The organism is Neobacillus sp. DY30, from assembly GCF_030123065.1.
Lineage (GTDB): Bacteria > Bacillota > Bacilli > Bacillales > Cytobacillaceae > Neobacillus.
In genome coordinates, this window is sequence record NZ_CP126093.1 from 864,071 (window position 1) to 881,781 (window position 17,711).

Here is a 17,711-nt window from a genome sequence, read left to right on the forward strand (position 1 = left end):
GTAATTTAGAGCTCGTGTTAACATCATTTGGTGCAATTTTTGGTGACAGGCACCGCTCGTGGACAGTGTCCACCTCAGGCGGACAGTCTGTGAATCGATGAGGGCAATAAATAAAGGTGAGCCGGAGGGGCTCACCTTTTTGAAGGTTTAGGCGATTATTTGTTTTTTGTTTGAAACCTCTTGGAGTGGCTTGAATTCGCCTTCTGTTTTGGAGATGACGACGGTGGCTACTCCGTTTCCGATAAGGTTTGTGATGGCGCGTGCTTCTGACATGAACCGGTCGACCCCAAGGATCAGCGCCATCCCTTCTACAGGTATGGATGGGAATACAGCTAGAGTGGCTGCAAGTGTAACGAAACCTGATCCTGTGACGCCTGCTGCTCCTTTTGACGTTAACATCAATACCCCAAGCAGGGTGATTTGCTGCCAAATACTGAGGTCAACACCGTATGCTTGAGCGATGAACAAAGCGGCCATCGAAAGATAAATGGAAGTTCCATCAAGATTAAAGGAATATCCTGTTGGAAGTACTAGTCCGACAACGGGCTTTGAACAGCCGTATTTTTCGAGTTTTTCCATCATTTTTGGAAGTGCAGCCTCAGAGGAGGAAGTTCCAATTACCAAAAGGATTTCTTCTTTAATAAACGCAATGAACTTGAAAATACTGAATCCATATAATTTAGCAATTCCGCCAAGAACGATGACAATGAATAAAGCCATTGTAATATAAACAGATCCCATTAGTTTTCCAAGATAGACTAATGATCCAATTCCAAATTCCCCAATTGTGTAAGCCATTGCTCCAAATGCTGCAAAAGGAGAAACCTTCATTATGATATTAACGATTCCGAAGAACACCTCGGTTGTTTTTTCAAAAAACTCGATAATTGGTTTTCCTTTATTACCTAAGTGAGCCAAGGAAATTCCGAATAGTATAGCTAAGAGAAGTACGGGTAATAATTCACCATTTGAAAAAGCGCCTATAAAGCTATCAGGAATGATTGATAAGACAAAATCCATAAATCCGTGACTAGTTTCAGCGGCTTTTTCAGTATATTGGGAGATGTCGCCTTTTCCTGCCTCTGCGTCAATCCCTTTTCCGGCCTTAATAACATTGGCGACAATAATCCCGATAGTGAGAGCGATGGTAGATACAATTTCAAAATAAAGCAATGCCTTCCCGCCGATTTTACCAACTTTCTTTAAATCCCCCATACCAGCGATTCCAATTACGATAGTCAGGAAAATAATTGGAGCAATCACCATTTTTACTAGTTTAATAAAAATATCTGCAATAACCTTTAGTTGTGAGCCAATCTCAGGAAAAATAAAACCGACTGCAATACCAAGAAGAATTCCCAGAATTACCTGGGTAGTGAGACTCTTAAAATTAATTTTCATACGTTAATGCCTCCTATTCTTTTTTTGAAAACGATAACAATTTCTTGAATTATCAATATATTACGATTTTGTGAACAACTAAAATAGTTTATATTATTTAATAAATCGTTTTGTAATTAAAATAAGTAACAAGGGTATTGTGTTTGCAGAGGGAATGGAGAGATAGGGAGGATTTGCCATAGAGAAAAGCTGCCTTGTCGGCAGCTCGTCTGGATATTATTGGTCCTTTTTACTTTCCGAGTCTTGGATAGAAACATTCTTAGGTCGTTCCGGATAGCCTCGCTTGCCCGAATCATCTGGACCAGTGAGCTGGTTCCTTTGATTAAGAACCTTTCCTGTAAATTCAATTGGATTATTTTTTGGCATTATTTACACCTCCATGTAATAGTATGGTTGAAAGTTAAATGACAAATTCAACGATATTGAGTAGATTATATTTAAGAGGTCAAAGGGGGAGAACAGATGTCAGCACCAAAACATATCGTTTCTGCAGCAGCCATTGTTTTAAATGAAAAGAATCAGTTATTGCTAGTGAAAGGTCCGCGAAGAGGCTGGGAAATGCCTGGCGGTCAGGTGGAAGAGGGCGAATCTTTAACGGACGCTGTGATTAGGGAAACAAAAGAAGAGTCTGGGATTGACATTGAGGTCATTAAGTTTTGTGGAATCTTTCAAAATATAGAGGGATCCATTTGTAACACATTATTTTTAGGGAAACCTATCGGCGGGCAATTAACAACCAGCCCAGAGAGTCTAGAAGTAGGTTTTTTTCCATTAGGAGAGGCATTGGAAATGGTCACCTGGAATAATTTTAGGCAAAGAATTGAGTATTGTTTAGATGATAGCATACACCCTTTTTATATTGGTTTTTAAAAATACATTTGAAAAATTAAAGCGGCACCTTCTGCAGGTACCGCTTATTTTATAAGGTTGTTATCTTGCTGATTTTTGGCGATTCCTTATTTTATAGATAATTGTTGCTAAAATATTTGGAAGGATGAAAATTATACTCCCCTGCACATTTGCATGTAATACTTGGTCTTCAAATTTCATACCTTCCATCATTTCGCCTTGACTAATACCCTTCTCCTCATTCTCTTTCCGCAGCTTCTCCATTTGCTCAACATATCGAGATTGAAAAGGTATTAAAATCAAAGATAGAAGAATATATCCACCAACAACTATGATTAAAACTTCACTCATCTAAATTTCCCCCTTTTTATTTTTATCCCCCGAAGAATAAATCTAGAATATTGGAAGAAGTAGATGATTTCTTATTATAGAATTCGGAGTACCCGCATTTTTTACAGAAGACAACGATAAACGTATTGTGTTGAACATCGAAGATTTTTGATAATCCCGTACCAGTCATAGCAACTTCCTTTTGACCCGTATCTCTGGAACCACACTTTATACATCCTTTTTCGCTCATTGCCATTCCTCCTGTTAAAACATTTCCATATATTTACGTAAATTGCATTCGAAAGGTTTCATAATAGTCTAAACTTAAGCTTGTGCCCTCCGTTGAAAAAAGGTAAAATGCAATAAAACTAGAAAAGAGGGATGAACGTGGCATTTGATGTTTCAATGTTAGGTATGGGGTATTTTAGCCTCGACGCAGCAGCAGTCGATAAAAGCCCAAGTGAAATGGTAATCACAAACGATAAAGAGGAAACATTTTATATTGTATCTCGAGAAGTTTTCGAAGATGGACCCAAGCAAGAAGGATATAAAATCGTTGTTAATGAAGGAGAATAATAGCACTTTTGTTAAAATACTTCAACGATTTCAAAGCCGTATCATAGTTGATACGGCTACTTTATTTCTTTTTTAAAAAAGGATAAGAAAACACTAAGCCGAACAGATATAAAATCATTAAAAAGTAAACGGGAAGCAAATGGATAAAGGTTGTATAACCAATATAAATATGCGTTCCTATCCCCGAAATGAACGCTGGCAAAGCGCCTATTGCAAGAGTATTCCAAATCCAACTTTCTCCTTTTCTGAACCCCCACAATGCTAGCATTAGAACCATTAAACCGACACTTACGAGAGCACTGCCAAAACCTGCTCGGTCATGAGCGATTACTGGAATCAAATTGGTACTAATACGGTCTAACATTTGAGGTGACATACACAAGAAGCTTAAATCCGTTGATACAAAAACTTTGGATATACCTATTGTGGAAATAACAATACCGCCTGCTGTAATCAGAAATCCTACTATAACAAACATTAGCTGTCCATAAAGCCCAAAAAGCCAAGCTTTATCATTCTTTCCGTGTCTGGAATAGGGAGCACCTAGGATTGTTTTTCCTTCCCTAAAGCTTAAAAAGTATATGGGTAATAAAATAAGCCAAAATAAACCGTGCAGCCAATCAAAGTACCCATAACCGATAGATAGAAGAATACCAATAAATCCAACGATGGCTGCACTGTGAAAAGCAACCCTCGCCCAATGCATGTCATTTTTAATTCCATGGCGGGCAAGTTGGATATACAAAATTCCTCCTGATATCATGGTTCCAGCCAGCGCCATCCTATCATGGGACATAAAAGATAAAATGAGTGGATTTACTAGCAAAATATCATCTCTTGTCAAACCGATAAAGGATTCATCATAAGGAAGGATAATACTCGTAAAGGCAAAATATAAGGCAATCATTCCTCCAATTAGAATCGATAGACCGAACAGAAATGACCAGTACCAGTTTTGCTTTTTAATAGGCAGGAATTCTTCATATAACAAACGTTCATAAATCCGTTTTGGTAGCCCTGGCCCAGATTTTACATAGCCTTCTGTTAATATCAAAAAATCTGCACCAGCACGAACTAATGCACACGCATCATCTGGAGTCTCCACCCCGCCAGAGGTTATGACGGTTAGCTCAGGATGCAGGCTTTTAACCTGTTTAACGGTCTCAGTCAGATATTCATTTGCATTTGAAACTTCATTCCAATAGCCGCCCACATTTTGATGAGGAGCATTTACAACTATACCGCCAATACATGGATGCTGTAATAATTCTCCCATTTCGATTTCATCAGATGAACATGATATATATATAGGTCGCTCCAAAGAAACCTTATGTTCTAAAAAGGAGTTAAATTGTTGACTAGATCCGATAAAAGCATCCACAAAAGGAGTTAAATGCTGCACAATGATGTCCCATTCCGTTTCCTTTACTTGTGCATCTATCCTTGCAAATACCGGAATTTGAATGTCTAGGCTTGTTAATTTTTTTATCACTCGTTTGAGAGGGGCCTTCTCCTGCTGGTCAGAAAACAGAATATGACTGTTTTCCCTTCTAGGTTCTCTTTGTACTTTAGGTTCTTTCAGTACAATTGGTCCAATTTCTATAAATCCGAAGCCTAACTCTTGGAAGGCGTTAATGCCTGATAAATGAGGATCTATATGGCCGCTTAAACCAATGGGAGACGGAAATGTAGTTTGATTCATTTCCTTTTTAAATTCCTGCGGAGGTTTCATATGTCCTAAGAAACCAATAAGTCCCCGGCCGCCAGGAATGGACGCAATGGTGCTCATGGATTTATGTATAAACTCGCGGCTCGTTTTCGGACTTAGTTTATCTAGCATCAGTTTTTTTAACGGATGATAAGACCAATCCGGCATAAACAACACCTTCACTTTCATTAAGAAAATGGTTCAAAATAAGCATAACAACAAACCCATTAAATTGTAAATTCTGAAAATATATAGTACCATTAAGAACTTTAATAAAAGAACAGTCCACTAGGAAACCCTAGGAATAGGGAGGGGATGCACTGGTGTTGTTTTCTACAAAAGGAGATGCCCACAAAGTCTTTCTGCGATTGAAAAAAACCATCGATAATGGCGGTATCATCAAGGAAACAAAGGAATTTAAAGAAATTAAGGAGATTCAAACTCTTTATCAGTCTCTCGATAGTAGTACATTGCAATTAATCCATTACCGTATGATAAAAGAACAGAATGGTTCAGGCATGATTCCCATCCTGGTATCCTCTGCTCCCTGGTTATTACTACTGTTTTCAAAACAACTAGCATCCTACCTATTCCATGATGGATCCTGGCTTTGGGCTGGTTTTTGTATCGTTTATCTGCTTATATTAGGTTTAAGTGTATTGATTCATTTTCGTGAAAAGGCATGGGCAGCTTTTCATATGGAAATTATCCAAGATATATTAAAAGAAAGAGAAAATGAAAATGCCCAGGGACATTCCAAAAACTAATGTTCCTAGTCTTTTTGTGCCTTCTGAAATTAAACTGTTTTAACAGCTCTAATATCTGATATAGTATTCTTTGAAGAAGATAGGGAGAGGAAGAATATACGATGAAGTGTTTCTCAATCGATTTAGACGGTACTTTGTTAAATTCTGAACATAATATATCCGCAGCCAACATGCAAACCATTGATGAATTACTGCAAGAGGGTCATGCTGTTATATTAAATACAGGCCGTGCTTATGGAGATGTCATCAAATTAAAAGCATTAGAACATTTACAGATTCCTATATTTTGTGTTAATGGAGCTGTATTATTTTCGCAGGCAGGAGAGCTGCTTTATGAGGCAACGATATCAATAGAAATGTATAAAGAAATCTTTCCAATTTTAAAGAGCTTAGGTGTCGGCATTTTAGTCTATACCAATTACGGCGGATTTCCTTCCACTTTACCCTCGCTGCATAAAAAAAGTAAACAAGAGCTAAACGTTCTATTTGAAGAATTCAATTACGATGAAATTCTTGAAAAAGATCAGTTGAAAATCTATAAATTAATTGCGTTGACGCACCATGATGAACTTGAAAAAGTGGAAGCAGTTAAAATGGCTCTCGGTGATAAGTTCCCTATTTCAATGGCATCTTCATATCCCAATAATGTTGAAATTACTTCAAACGAAGCACATAAAGGAAAGGCATTATTGCGCTATCAGAAAATGATGAATCTAGAGTTTGATGAAATTATTGCCTTTGGAGACGGTGGTAATGATCTTGCAATGTTCGAGGTAGCAACCACTTCTGTTGCAATGGCGAATGCCCCGCTTCATGTACAGCAAAAAGCGGACATTGTAACAAAATCAAACGACGAAGATGGCTTTGCCTACGCAGTTCGCCATTTACTTTAAAGGCAGGCGGCGTTATAGCCGAGATAGTGCCGATAAATCAAGGCTTCCCCAATTATCGTAACAATCAGACCGGGATAGTGCCGATAAACCAAGGGTCCTCCAATTATCGTAACAATCAGACGGAGGAAATCAACAGACATATATAAACACAGCCTAAAAAAGCCCAATTCCCCTTAAAAAGGAAATTGGGCTTTAATTTTTTTAGCTAGAAACTGGCTTCTTCAAGAATCCCATCAATAATGCAGCTACCAAAGAGCCAATTACAACAGCAAGTAAATACATAATCCAGCTGCCATCAACAAGCGGGATAACGAACAATCCGCCATGCGGAGCACGAAGTCCAATACTAAACATCATTGATAAAGCTCCGGCTACTGCTGAACCCGCCATAACAGAAGGGATAACTCGAAGGGGATCAGCTGCAGCAAATGGAATCGCGCCTTCCGTAATAAAAGATAATCCCATAATATAATTTACCTTACCCGCTTCTTGATCCTGTTTGTTAAACTTCTTTTTAAATAAAGTTGTAGCAATGGCAATGGCTAATGGAGGAACCATACCTGCCGCCATAATCGCCGCCATTGGTTCGTAGACACCATTTGCTAGTAACCCAGTACCAAATACATAAGCTGCTTTGTTAACCGGTCCACCCATATCAAACGCCATCATTAATCCTAAAATAATTCCAAGTAAAACAGCATTTCCTGTACCTAGACCAGATAACCACTCAGAAATCGCAGTATTTAAGGCTCCAACAGGCTTATTGACCACAAATAACATAATAAATCCGGTTAAAGCGATACCTAATAATGGATATAAAAGAATCGTTTTAATTCCTTCTAAGGAAGAAGGCATACCAGCTAATAGCTTTTTCAAACCAACCACTAAATAACCTGCTAAGAAACCTGCAACCAGTCCGCCTAAGAAACCAGCGCCGCCGCTTGTAGCCAGCATACCGCCAACCATACCAGCAGCAAAACCTGGGCGGTCTGCAATGCTCATGGCAATAAATCCTGCTAAAATAGGAACCATTAAGGCGAAGGCATTTCCGCCGCCAATCGTCATCAATGCTTCAGCGATTGGATGATAGGTTGGATCATCAGGATTGAATGCATTAATCCCGAACATAAAACTAATTGCGATTAAAATACCGCCGCCGACAACGAATGGAAGCATATTAGAAACACCGTTCATTAAGTGCTTATAAATGGTTGATCCGAATCCTCTTCCACCAGTTTGTTCGCTTTCCTGACCGGATTTTCCACTGCCGCTATAAATAGGTGCGTCTTGCTTTAGAGCTCTTTCGATTAGTTCCTTTGGTTTACGAATACCATCGGCAACCGCCGTTTCAATGACATGCTTGCCATTAAATCGATTCATTTCTACTTTTGTATCAGCCGCTACAATAACCGCAACCGCATTTTCAATTTCTTCAGGTGTTAAAACGTTTTTAGCCCCGCCAGAACCATTTGTTTCAACTTTAATATCCACACCCATTTCAGCTGCTTTTGCTTTTAGTGAATCCGCAGACATATACGTGTGGGCAATACCAGTAGGACATGCTGTTACAGCAACGATAAATTGTTTCTTGCCAGCCATAGATTGTTCTTCTTCTTTGTCCTCTTTGTCATGAGAGTTAATAATCGTTAAGACCTCATCAGCACTATTAGCCTTTAAAAGCTGGTGGCGCACTTCTTCTTTTAATAGAATTGTGGAAAGTCGAGAAAGTGCTTCTAAATGTGTATTGTTTGCTCCTTCTGTCGCTGCAATCATAAAGAACAGGTGAGCAGGCTGACCATCAAGAGATTCATAGTTTACACCAGCTTTTGATCTTCCGAATGCAATCGCAGCATGCTTAACAGCGTTTGTTTTTGCATGGGGGATGGCAATACCTTCACCAATTCCTGTTGTACTTTGTTCTTCTCTTTTAATAATGGCCTTTTTATATTCCGTACGGTCACTTAACTTGCCTGCATTGTCTAAAACACTTACTAACTCTTCAATGGCACCGGATTTTGTTGAACTTGTTAATGAAAGGTTAATCGTTTCTTTTGTTAATAGTTCTGTAATTCTCATCATCATTCTCCTCTTAGATTTGACTTTTCTACGATTACTTGAGGGAGCAAGCCTTCCATTTTATCACGTGTGCATAATCCGATTGAAAACGCAGTCGCACTGCCTGCAGCAACGCTAAAACGAAAAGCCTCTTCTATCGATTTTGTTTTTTCATAGGTTGCAATAAATCCAGCTACCATGGAATCTCCTGCACCGACCGAGCTTTTTACATCACCTATCGGGCTGGTGGCAATTAAGGCGATGTCCTTATTAATCAAGACAGCTCCTTTATCGGCAAGTGATACAATTACGTTTTGAGCACCTTGTTTGACAAGTTCTCTTCCATATGGAATGACTTCTTCACACGAGTTGATTACCGTATTAAATAAGTCGCCTAGTTCATGGTGATTCGGCTTAATTAGGAAGGGGTTTAGTGGGAGTACCTTCTTAAGCAATTCACCTTCTGCGTCGACAACAAACTTTGTGCCATTTTCATTACATAGTTTCACAAGCTCTTCATACGTACTCGCAGGCATGGTAGATGGAATGCTGCCAGCTAGTACAAGGAAGTCTTCGTTTGTCAGTTCACGTATTTTTGCCTTTAATGCTTCAAAGTTTTCTGCTGTAATGTTTGGACCTTTAGCATTGATTTCTGTTTCTGTGTCAGACTTAAGTTTTACATTTATTCTTGTATCTTCATCGACTTTCACAAAGTCAGTGTTTATTCCTTTAGAAGTTAGGAATTTTTCAATATATTCTCCGGTAAAACCGCCTAAAAATCCAAGAGCATGACTGTCAACATCTAATCTTTTTAATACTTGAGAAACATTAATTCCTTTTCCGCCTGGAAACTTGGATTCATTTATTGTTCGGTTTAACCCACCGAGCGTGACCTTTTCTACTTCTACGATATAATCAAGCGATGGGTTTAACGTAACGGTATATATCATGATGTAACCACCTTAATTTTTGTTTTACTGTGATATTGTTCCTGCGTATCAGGGTCTAACTCATTTGTGATAATGGTAGCCAAATGTAAGTCCGCAATTTTCGCAAAAGCAATCTCTGAGAACTTTGATTCATCCGAAACCACAAATGCTTCACGTGATAGAGATATGGCTAATTTTTTGACCATTGCCTCTTCAGGGTCAGGGGTGGTATAGCCAAATTGTGAGTGAATTCCATTGACTCCCATAAAGCACTTGTCGAATCGATAATGTTCTAGACTATCTAATGCCCCGCGTCCAATTAAGGCTTTTGTTGATGGCTTCGCATATCCGCCTATTAAAAAAGTTTTGATATTTTTTTCTAGAAGTTCATTTACGTGTGTCAATCCGTTTGTTACGACCACGATGTTTTCTGGAAGGAAAGGAATCATTTCGAAAATGGTGGAACCTGCGTCTAGATAAATGCAGTCTCCGTCTTCTACTAAGCTTCCAGCATATTGTGCAATTTGACGTTTTGGTTGAAGGTTTTTGGAGGATTTCTCAATCATGCTTGGTTCCTGGAGCTTTCCTTGGAGCCTGGCAGCTCCCCCATGAACCCTTTTGAGATATTTACCTTGCTCCAACTGTATAAGATCTCTCCGAATTGTCGACTCAGAGGAATTGGTTAATTCCACAAGTTCTTGAAGTTTTACAGTATTTTTCACTTTTAATGCTTCTAATATAATTTGATGGCGTTCTGTTTCTAACATCTTCGCCGCCTCCTAAAACGCTTTCATGTGTTTCTACCCTCATTGTACAATTGAAAACAACAAAAATCAATCATAAAAATTCAAAAACATTTATTTCCGTTCAAAAGTAATCAAATAAAAAAGGATGCGTCTTTCGCATCCTTGTAATAGATAGTATTTCCAAAATGTTTTTGATAATTTAATAAAATTGCACTTTTGAGAACTAATACATATTTAGTTAAAAAATATAGATATAATTGAAACCTTATTGAGTATAATACGTATATGTACAGTAGCGGTATCGAAAAAATTTATAGATAGGAAGAATAAATTTGGGCACAAATATTTTGGTAGTAGCAGATTATATCTATGATATTTATTATTGGTTAATTTTGATTAATATTTTTGGTTCCTGGTTTCCGCAATTCCAAACTTCCAAAATTGGGTCGATGGTTGGCAGACTGGTTAACCCTTACTTATCTATCTTTAGGAAGTTTATCCCGCCGCTAGGTATGATTGATTTTTCACCAATTGTTGCGATTTTTGCTTATAGCTTCATAGGAAGATTTGCTTTAGAGGGTCTTCGCCAGCTATTGATCATGCTTGGTGCATTTTAATTCAGAACGTTTTACATATAGGGCTTTACTTACACTCTTGTAAGTAAAGCCCTATTGCTGTTTTTAAAAAATTTTTTCTTTTATATAAGACATGTTGAGAGTATCAATTAAATGGTAAATTGAGGTATTCTAGGGTTAGGCTGGAACAAAAGGGGGAGAGTAGATGAATTCAGCGTTAATACTTGGGGGAACGCAATTTGTTGGGAAAAGGCTTGTTCAATTATTAATGGATGAGGGGGTCGAGGTTACGATTGCAACAAGAGGTCTGACGGCCGATGTCTTTGGTAATCAGATTTCTCGATTGATAATAAACCGTGAGGATGCCGGGTCTCTAGAAAAGGCTTTTGTGGATAAGCAATGGGATGTTGTATTTGATCAAACCTGCTATTCCTCACAAGAAGCAATTGATACATTGAAAGCATTAAAAGGAAAGGTTCAAAAGTATATTTTTACATCGAGTCAGGCCGTCTATGATTTTGGAACCAATCATCTGGAAGAAAGTTTTAACCCACTTGATTACCGACCACTAGTAAAATCAAGAAAAGATTACATAGGGTATGTTGGATATCAGGAAGCAAAACGAGCCGCCGAAGCCATCCTTTTTCAGAATGCTGACTTCCCAGTTGTTGCCGTAAGGTTCCCAATTATTATTGGAAAAGATGATTATACGAATCGTTTACAATTCCATGTTGAGCATATAAAAGAAGGAAAATCGATGTTCATTGAACATCCTGCCTTTAGATATAGTTTTATTGACTCAGGTGAAGCGGCATCCTTTTTATTAAACATAGCGAAGTCTGACTACAATGGTCCTGTTAATCCAGGCTCTAAGGAAGATATCAGTTTGGGTGAATTAATACAACTTATTGAGAATCTAATTGGCACGAAGTCCATTTTAAGTAAGGATGGCAGTCCTTCACCGTATAATTTTCCAGGATCATGGTCAGTCAATACCAATCTTGTTGAATCAATGGGATACCGTTTTACATCATTAGATAGTCTTTTAAAATCTTTAATAGGTCACTATTCATAGTTAAGGGGGAATACCATGAATGTTCAGAAGGCTACAATAAATGAACTTAATGTTTTAACAGAGTTATTTGATTCTTATCGGGTGTTTTATAAGCAGGATTCTGATCTTGAAGGTGCCAGAACTTTCTTAAAAGAGAGATTACGAAACGAGGATTCAGTCGTTTTTATTGCCTATGATGAGCGTAATCCAGTTGGCTTTGTCCAGTTATATCCGACCTTTTCTTCGGTTAGTATGAAACGTTCATGGGTCCTAAACGATTTATATGTCAATTCGTCTGCCCGCAAGAAAGGTTTTGGGGAGAAGTTAATTAAAAAGGCCATTGAATTTGCTAAGGAAACAGATGCAAAAGGCGTGTCGTTAGAGACAGGTCATGATAATGTAACCGCACAGAGTTTGTATGAAAAAATCGGTTTTAAAAAGGAATCAAATTATTTTTATTATTTATCAATATAAAGGATAGGTAGTAAATTTTAGGAAGTAACGCAAACTACTCCTAGAGGGAAATAAATCCATCAAAATAGGAGGCAGTTTCAATGAATAGTAATGAAGAGAATACAACGATTATTTCTAATGATGCATTGCGCGGCAAACCTTACCTGGATATTGACCGTGTGATTACAGAAGGGAACCCGCATAGTTCCACTCATCATAAAAATGATCAGGGAAGTGCGGAAGAATAATTTAATTGACTTTTAGGAATTATTGGAATAATATATTGTTAAATTATAACAAATAAAGGCAAAGAAGAGAAAAAGTAGAATGACATGGTTTTTCCACAGAGAGCTTCGGCAGCTGAAAAGAAGCAAAAACACTCATTTGAACAATGGTCTCTGAGCTTCGTACTGAACATACTTTATTGTATTAGTAGGCTGCGACGAGTTTTGGCACTCGTTATCCATGTCACAGTATAAGAGTAGGTTTTGGCTGCTCCGTACTTGCTAAGGCAAATAGTGTGAGCTATTTGCGAAATAAGGTGGTATCACGTGGATTTTCAAACCTCGTCCTTAACTTTTACAGTTATGGGCGGGGTTTTTTTGTTTTTCAATAGAAAATAGGAGGTTTTGTCGGATGGGTATTTTTATTGGAGGCGCTTGGGCTTATGCGAATGGTTCTTTGCATCTTGGTCATATTTCAAGTTTGCTGCCAGGGGATATATTGGCAAGATATTATCGGTTGAAAGGGGATAAAGTACTTTATGTTTCGGGAAGTGATTGTAATGGAACACCTATAACAATTCGTGCCAGACAGGAAGGAGTAGCACCTCAAGTTATCACAGACCGATATCACGAAGAATTCCTGGATTGTTTCTTAAAATTAGGATTTTCATACGATTGCTATACCCGAACGGATACCGAACATCACCACAAAGTGGTTCAGGAGATTTTTTTAGAGCTGCTTGATAAAGGTCATATTTATAAAAAGGAAATTGAACAAACCTATTGTGAGGAATGCGCACAATTTTTGCCGGAACGATATGTAGAAGGAATTTGTCCAGTATGCAAAGAACCGTCTCGAGGGGATCAATGCGATCATTGTTCGACGATTTTAGAACCTCTAGAATTGTTGAATAGCAGGTGTAAACTATGCGGCAATCCGCCGACTGCTAGATTCACGGAGCACTTCTATTTTGCCTTAAGCTCATTCCAAGGTCAGTTGGAGAACTATGTCCAATCAGCGGAAACGAACAAGCTTTGGCGGGAGAATGCTGTTTCGCTGACGAAGAGGTATTTAAAGGAAGGTTTGCAGGATCGAGCGGTTTCACGGGATTTGCCTATTGGAGTGAGCGTGCCTGTCGCTGGCTATCAAGAAAAGAAAATCTATGTTTGGATTGAAGCTGTTTCGGGATATTATACTGCCAGCAAGCTTTGGGCGAAAGAAACTGGCAAGGATGACTCAGCGTTTTGGAATGGTTCCGCAGTATCTTACTACGTTCACGGGAAGGATAATATTCCATTCCACTCTCTTATTTGGCCGGGGATATTAGCTGGACTTGAAAAGAATCCATTGCCTACACACATCGTTTCCAATGAGTATCTGACCTTGGAAAAAAATAAATTATCTACCAGTAAGAACTGGGCAGTATGGGTTCCAGATATTTTAGAAAGGTATGACCCTGATTCCATTCGGTACTTTCTAACGATTAACGCACCAGAGAGCCGGGATGCTGATTTTTCCTGGAAGGAATTCATTTACAGCCATAACAGTGAGTTATTAGGGGCATATGGTAACTTTGTCAATCGAACGTTGAAATTTATTGAAAAGTCGTTTGATGGGTTTTTACCAGAAAAGACGATATCTTCTGCAATTCAGGATAAAGTAAAGGCTCTGTATGAGGAGACTGGACGCCTAATTGAAGAAGCATCCTTCAAACAGGGACTGGAAAAAGTATTTGAACAGGTTCGATTTTCTAATAAATACTTTGATGAAAAACAGCCATGGAAGCAAATCCGCGATAATGAAGATATTTGCAAGCAAACCCTAGCTGATTGCGTATATTTAATTGCTAATTTATCGCAAATTCTAACACCGTTTCTGCCATTTTCAAGCGAGAAAGTTAAGCAGATGCTCCATATTTCAGAGACAAACTGGACACCATTTTTCGTTAAACCAATCGTTCTTACAAACGTTGAAACGTTATTTGAAAAAATCGACCCATCTCGAATTGAAGAAGAGCTCGAAAGGTTAAACCAACAAACTCATTAAAATAGCTTAAATATTACCTATTTTAAAAAATTTAAGTAATATAGTAGGTATAGACTTATTGTAAAAGGAGGAGGGCGCACCCTATGAAAATTAGACAGCTAAACTCATCGGATGCAGAAAAGTACTGGGATCTTAGATTAGAAGCGTTACAGAAAGCTCCGGAAGCTTTCCTCACTAGTTATGAGGATGCGATAAAGAGAGAAAACCCGATGGCTCAGGTTAGAAGTAACTTTGCAACGGACGGAAATTACACTTTTGGGGCATTTGAAGGTGATGAGCTTATTGGGGTCGTAACACTCCTCCAAGAAAAAGCCGAGAAAATTCAGCACAGAGCAAACATCTTTGCGATGTACGTGACACCAACGAAACAAGGAGCAGGAGTTGGTAAAGCTTTGCTGACGGAGGCGATCAATAAAGCTAAAACAATAGAAATTATTGAAAAAATTAATTTGTCAGTCGTTGCAAGTAATGAACCGGCAAAGAAATTGTATACAAAACTCGGCTTTAAAGTATATGGACTTGAAGAAAAAGCCATGAAAGTGAATGGAGTGTATTTGGACGATGAACATATGGTGCTGCATTTAAAATGAGCGAAATTACAATAAGCCAAGCAGCCATACAGGATTTATCAAAACTAGTGCCTATTTTTGACGACTACCGTGAGTATTTTAAACAGCAAAAAGACCCGGCACAGGTGGAACAGTTTCTATTTGAAAAATTTGAGCACTTAGAATCGGTGATTTTTATTGCGCAGGTTCAGGAGGAAGTGGTTGGATTTGCGCAGCTCTATCCTGTGTTTTCTTCCTTAACCCTTCAGCGTGTTTGGCTCTTAAACGATTTTTTCATTACAGAGAGAAATAGGGGCAGCGGCGTTGGAACACAGCTTTTTGAGAAGGTGAAGGAATTTACTCAGTTAACAAAGTCGAAAGGTATAGAACTTTCGGTCGAACATACCAATAAGAAGGCATGGGCTTTTTGGGAGAAACAAGGATTTAAAATGGATGAAGATTTTCGTTACTATTTTTATAAGTTATAAAAGAGGTGCATTTTAAATGGTACAAAAAGAGCAGGGCAGTCTAGCCGCTGAAATAAGTGGGGACGGGTCGTTTAAACGGCAAAAAAATAGATTTAATACACCATTTGGATTCGGTGAAGGCGAGCTTCCTGTAGAGGCAGGACGATATCGTCTATTGTGGTCAGCAGTCTGCCCGTGGGCACATCGCTCTGTGATTGTAAGAAGAATTCTTGGCTTAGAAGAAGTGATTAGTTTAGGTACGGCAAGCCCGATGCGTCCGAAACTTCCGCATGTAGACTGGGAATTTTCTTTAGATGAAGACGGGGTAGACCCCGTTTTAGGTATTCGCTATATGAGTGAAATTTATCAGAATACTGACCCTGATTACACTGGCAGGCCAACGGTACCTGTGATGGTGGATGTGAAAGAACAAAAGGTTGTGAACAATGATTATTTTAAACTAACAAACTATCTAGAAACTGTATGGTCGGCCTTTCATAAGGAAAATGCCCCCGATTTATATCCGGAATCTTTACGGAGTGAGATGGATGCCTTAAACGAAGTTATTTTTCATGAAGTGAACAATGGGGTATATAAGTGTGGCTTTGCGCAGTCTCAGGAAGCTTATGAACAAGCATATGAAACGTTATTTGCAAGATTAGATGAATTAGAGGAACGTTTATCGAATCAGCGATTCTTATTTGGAGATTATATTACTGACTCAGATGTACGGCTTTATGCTACATTAATTCGCTTCGATGCAGCTTATTATTCAGCATTTAAAACCAATCGTAACCGGATCGTTGATTTCCCAAATCTTTGGGGCTATGTAAGAGATTTGTATCAAACACCTGGTTTTGGTGATACGACTGACTTTGACGCTATTAAGAGACACTATCATCTCTCGAATCACATAGCAAGCAATGATCAAAAAGGTCATAATGGTATTTTGCCTAAAGGACCGGATTTATCAGGTCTTTATTCGGAACACAATCGTCAACATTTAAGCAAAAAGATAGAAAAATTCTTAATTGATTAGGAGCGCAGCTATGATTATTCGAGAAGCTTTGGAAAATGAATTATCTTTTATACGAGAGCAAAGAGTCAACGCTTATGTAGAACATTCAGCAAAAATTCCTGAAGGTCATTGGATGGCTCTTAAACAGGCAATTTTATCGGAGGGTGATACACTTCCAGGTGTTGAGAGAATAATAGCTGAGATTGATGGCAAGATTGCAGGAAGTGTGGTTCTGTTTCCGGCTAGAATCGATGCCTATGAAGGAAATGTGGAAATCCTCGATTATCCGGAGATTAGAATGCTGGCGGTATCACCAGATATGAGAGGTAGAGGTGTTGCATCTGCTTTAGTTACTGAATGTATTCAGCGGGCTAAAGCAAAGGGCTATCAGGCGATTGGACTGCATACCGGGGATTTCATGGAAACGGCAATGAAATTATATGAAACAATGGGATTTGAACGATTACCGCAATATGACTTTGAACCTGCTAACGATGGAATCATTGTAAAAGCCTATCGACTTTCTCTTACTAAAGATTAAGGAGTTATACCATGATTAACATTTGCCAGGCCAGCCCAATTCATGTTCAAGGTATAGCAAAAGTGTGTTCGGATGGATACCGTGCTACCTATGGTGAAATACATTCCAAAGAATATATTGAGAGAATCATAAGCGAGTTCTACAACATCGACAGAATAGTAGATGAAGTAACCAAAACCAGCTCGTATTGGGGAGGCTACTTTGTAGCTGTCGAAAACGGTGAAGTAGTTGGTGCGGGAGGGGGAGGAATGATTAATGATACAGCTGGCGAAGTCTTTGTGTTGTATCTGGACCCTCACCGGCGCAACGAAGGTATTGGAACCAAGCTGCTTGATGCGATTACGAAACAGCAGAAAGAGGAATTTAATGCCAGTGAGCAGTGGGTTTCCGTACAAAAAGGGAATGAAAAAGGGATCCCTTTTTATGAAGCAAGAGGATTTATTTTTCAGCATGAGCAAAAGGGTTATGGAAATGCTGAGGGGGAAGAGTATATATCACTGAGGTATTGCCGTAAAATATAAATAACCGAG

Annotated in this window: 23 protein-coding genes and 1 other annotated feature; of the genes, 14 read left to right on the plus strand and 9 right to left on the minus strand. The window is 38.6% G+C overall.

Features of this window, described 5'->3' with window-relative positions:
- Positions 1–147: 147 nt before the first annotated feature.
- Together QNH29_RS04030 and QNH29_RS04035 are read right to left on the minus strand one after the other, a co-directional pair.
- Complete coding sequence (locus tag QNH29_RS04030) at positions 148–1,401, minus strand: dicarboxylate/amino acid:cation symporter (protein ID WP_283863565.1); 1,254 nt, start codon at positions 1,399–1,401, stop codon at positions 148–150.
- Positions 1,402–1,617: 216 nt separating this feature from the next.
- Positions 1,618–1,767 (minus strand): hypothetical protein, encoded by a 150-nt coding sequence (locus tag QNH29_RS04035; RefSeq protein WP_283863566.1) that lies wholly within the window; start codon positions 1,765–1,767, stop codon positions 1,618–1,620.
- A gap of 96 nt (positions 1,768–1,863) precedes the next feature.
- Between QNH29_RS04035 and QNH29_RS04040 the strand changes: the two genes are divergently transcribed.
- A complete protein-coding gene (locus tag QNH29_RS04040) occupies positions 1,864–2,271 on the plus strand; it encodes an NUDIX hydrolase (protein ID WP_283863567.1) in 408 nt (135 codons plus the stop codon).
- A 60-nt stretch (positions 2,272–2,331) separates the two neighbouring features.
- Here QNH29_RS04040 and QNH29_RS04045 read toward each other — a convergent pair whose 3' ends face one another.
- Both QNH29_RS04045 and QNH29_RS04050 read right to left on the minus strand, forming a co-directional pair.
- Positions 2,332–2,601 (minus strand): DUF3949 domain-containing protein, encoded by a 270-nt coding sequence (locus QNH29_RS04045; protein ID WP_283863568.1) that lies wholly within the window; start codon positions 2,599–2,601, stop codon positions 2,332–2,334.
- A gap of 22 nt (positions 2,602–2,623) precedes the next feature.
- Entirely contained in the window at positions 2,624–2,830 is a 207-nt protein-coding gene (locus tag QNH29_RS04050; protein ID WP_283863569.1) for a zinc ribbon domain-containing protein, read from the minus strand.
- Between the two features lie 137 nt (positions 2,831–2,967).
- Here QNH29_RS04050 and QNH29_RS04055 point away from each other — a divergent pair, with 137 nt between their 5' ends.
- Positions 2,968–3,156 carry a hypothetical protein gene (locus tag QNH29_RS04055; RefSeq protein ID WP_283863570.1) on the plus strand — a complete coding sequence of 63 codons (189 nt, stop codon included), beginning with the start codon at positions 2,968–2,970 and terminating at the stop codon, positions 3,154–3,156.
- A gap of 61 nt (positions 3,157–3,217) precedes the next feature.
- Here the strand turns inward: QNH29_RS04055 and QNH29_RS04060 are convergent, their stop codons facing one another.
- On the minus strand, positions 3,218–5,053 hold the full coding sequence (locus QNH29_RS04060) for a dihydroorotate dehydrogenase (RefSeq protein ID WP_283863571.1): 1,836 nt from the start codon (positions 5,051–5,053) through the stop codon (positions 3,218–3,220).
- Between the two features lie 179 nt (positions 5,054–5,232).
- Here QNH29_RS04060 and QNH29_RS04065 point away from each other — a divergent pair, with 179 nt between their 5' ends.
- Both QNH29_RS04065 and QNH29_RS04070 read left to right on the plus strand, forming a co-directional pair.
- The gene (locus QNH29_RS04065; RefSeq protein WP_283863572.1) at positions 5,233–5,631 is read left to right on the plus strand and encodes a hypothetical protein; all 399 of its coding nucleotides are present in this window, start codon (positions 5,233–5,235) and stop codon (positions 5,629–5,631) included.
- 101 nt (positions 5,632–5,732) lie between these two features.
- Positions 5,733–6,524: an HAD family hydrolase gene (locus tag QNH29_RS04070; protein WP_283863573.1), complete on the plus strand. Its 792-nt coding sequence runs from the start codon at positions 5,733–5,735 to the stop codon at positions 6,522–6,524.
- Here QNH29_RS04070 and QNH29_RS04075 read toward each other — a convergent pair.
- The 4 genes from QNH29_RS04075 to QNH29_RS04090 all read right to left on the minus strand — a co-directional run bounded on the left by QNH29_RS04075 (position 6,521) and on the right by QNH29_RS04090 (position 10,275).
- On the minus strand, positions 6,521–6,664 hold the full coding sequence (locus QNH29_RS04075; protein WP_283863574.1) for a hypothetical protein: 144 nt from the start codon (positions 6,662–6,664) through the stop codon (positions 6,521–6,523). The genes QNH29_RS04070 and QNH29_RS04075 overlap by 4 nt on opposite strands.
- A gap of 61 nt (positions 6,665–6,725) precedes the next feature.
- Positions 6,726–8,600, minus strand: coding sequence for a PTS fructose transporter subunit IIABC (locus tag QNH29_RS04080; RefSeq protein WP_283865529.1), 1,875 nt, complete (start codon positions 8,598–8,600; stop codon positions 6,726–6,728).
- Positions 8,601–8,602: 2 nt separating this feature from the next.
- Positions 8,603–9,529 (minus strand): 1-phosphofructokinase, encoded by a 927-nt coding sequence (pfkB, locus tag QNH29_RS04085; RefSeq protein ID WP_283863575.1) that lies wholly within the window; start codon positions 9,527–9,529, stop codon positions 8,603–8,605.
- On the minus strand, positions 9,526–10,275 hold the full coding sequence (locus QNH29_RS04090) for a DeoR/GlpR family DNA-binding transcription regulator (RefSeq protein ID WP_283863576.1): 750 nt from the start codon (positions 10,273–10,275) through the stop codon (positions 9,526–9,528). The genes pfkB and QNH29_RS04090 overlap by 4 nt, the downstream gene beginning before the upstream one ends.
- 311 nt (positions 10,276–10,586) lie before the next feature.
- Here QNH29_RS04090 and QNH29_RS04095 point away from each other — a divergent pair, with 311 nt between their 5' ends.
- The 10 genes from QNH29_RS04095 to QNH29_RS04140 all read left to right on the plus strand — a co-directional run bounded on the left by QNH29_RS04095 (position 10,587) and on the right by QNH29_RS04140 (position 17,702).
- Entirely contained in the window at positions 10,587–10,871 is a 285-nt protein-coding gene (locus QNH29_RS04095; RefSeq protein WP_283863577.1) for a YggT family protein, read from the plus strand.
- A gap of 163 nt (positions 10,872–11,034) precedes the next feature.
- A complete protein-coding gene (locus QNH29_RS04100; RefSeq protein WP_283863578.1) occupies positions 11,035–11,904 on the plus strand; it encodes an NAD-dependent epimerase/dehydratase family protein in 870 nt (289 codons plus the stop codon).
- A 15-nt stretch (positions 11,905–11,919) separates the two neighbouring features.
- Positions 11,920–12,357, plus strand: a complete 438-nt coding sequence (locus tag QNH29_RS04105) for a GNAT family N-acetyltransferase (RefSeq protein WP_283863579.1) — start codon at positions 11,920–11,922, stop codon at positions 12,355–12,357.
- Between the two features lie 80 nt (positions 12,358–12,437).
- Positions 12,438–12,584 carry a hypothetical protein gene (locus QNH29_RS04110; RefSeq protein ID WP_283863580.1) on the plus strand — a complete coding sequence of 49 codons (147 nt, stop codon included), beginning with the start codon at positions 12,438–12,440 and terminating at the stop codon, positions 12,582–12,584.
- 52 nt (positions 12,585–12,636) lie between these two features.
- Positions 12,637–12,913 (plus strand) — a binding site (T-box leader).
- Between the two features lie 59 nt (positions 12,914–12,972).
- A complete protein-coding gene (gene metG / locus QNH29_RS04115; protein ID WP_283863581.1) occupies positions 12,973–14,607 on the plus strand; it encodes a methionine--tRNA ligase in 1,635 nt (544 codons plus the stop codon).
- An 83-nt stretch (positions 14,608–14,690) separates the two neighbouring features.
- Positions 14,691–15,197, plus strand: coding sequence for a GNAT family N-acetyltransferase (locus QNH29_RS04120; protein ID WP_283863582.1), 507 nt, complete (start codon positions 14,691–14,693; stop codon positions 15,195–15,197).
- Positions 15,194–15,643, plus strand: a complete 450-nt coding sequence (locus QNH29_RS04125) for a GNAT family N-acetyltransferase (RefSeq protein WP_283863583.1) — start codon at positions 15,194–15,196, stop codon at positions 15,641–15,643. The genes QNH29_RS04120 and QNH29_RS04125 overlap by 4 nt, the downstream gene beginning before the upstream one ends.
- 16 nt (positions 15,644–15,659) lie before the next feature.
- On the plus strand, positions 15,660–16,661 hold the full coding sequence (locus QNH29_RS04130; RefSeq protein WP_283863584.1) for a glutathione S-transferase family protein: 1,002 nt from the start codon (positions 15,660–15,662) through the stop codon (positions 16,659–16,661).
- A 10-nt stretch (positions 16,662–16,671) separates the two neighbouring features.
- Positions 16,672–17,181, plus strand: a complete 510-nt coding sequence (locus tag QNH29_RS04135; protein WP_283863585.1) for a GNAT family N-acetyltransferase — start codon at positions 16,672–16,674, stop codon at positions 17,179–17,181.
- Positions 17,182–17,192: 11 nt separating this feature from the next.
- The gene (locus QNH29_RS04140) at positions 17,193–17,702 is read left to right on the plus strand and encodes a GNAT family N-acetyltransferase (RefSeq protein WP_283863586.1); all 510 of its coding nucleotides are present in this window, start codon (positions 17,193–17,195) and stop codon (positions 17,700–17,702) included.
- Positions 17,703–17,711: the final 9 nt, after the last annotated feature.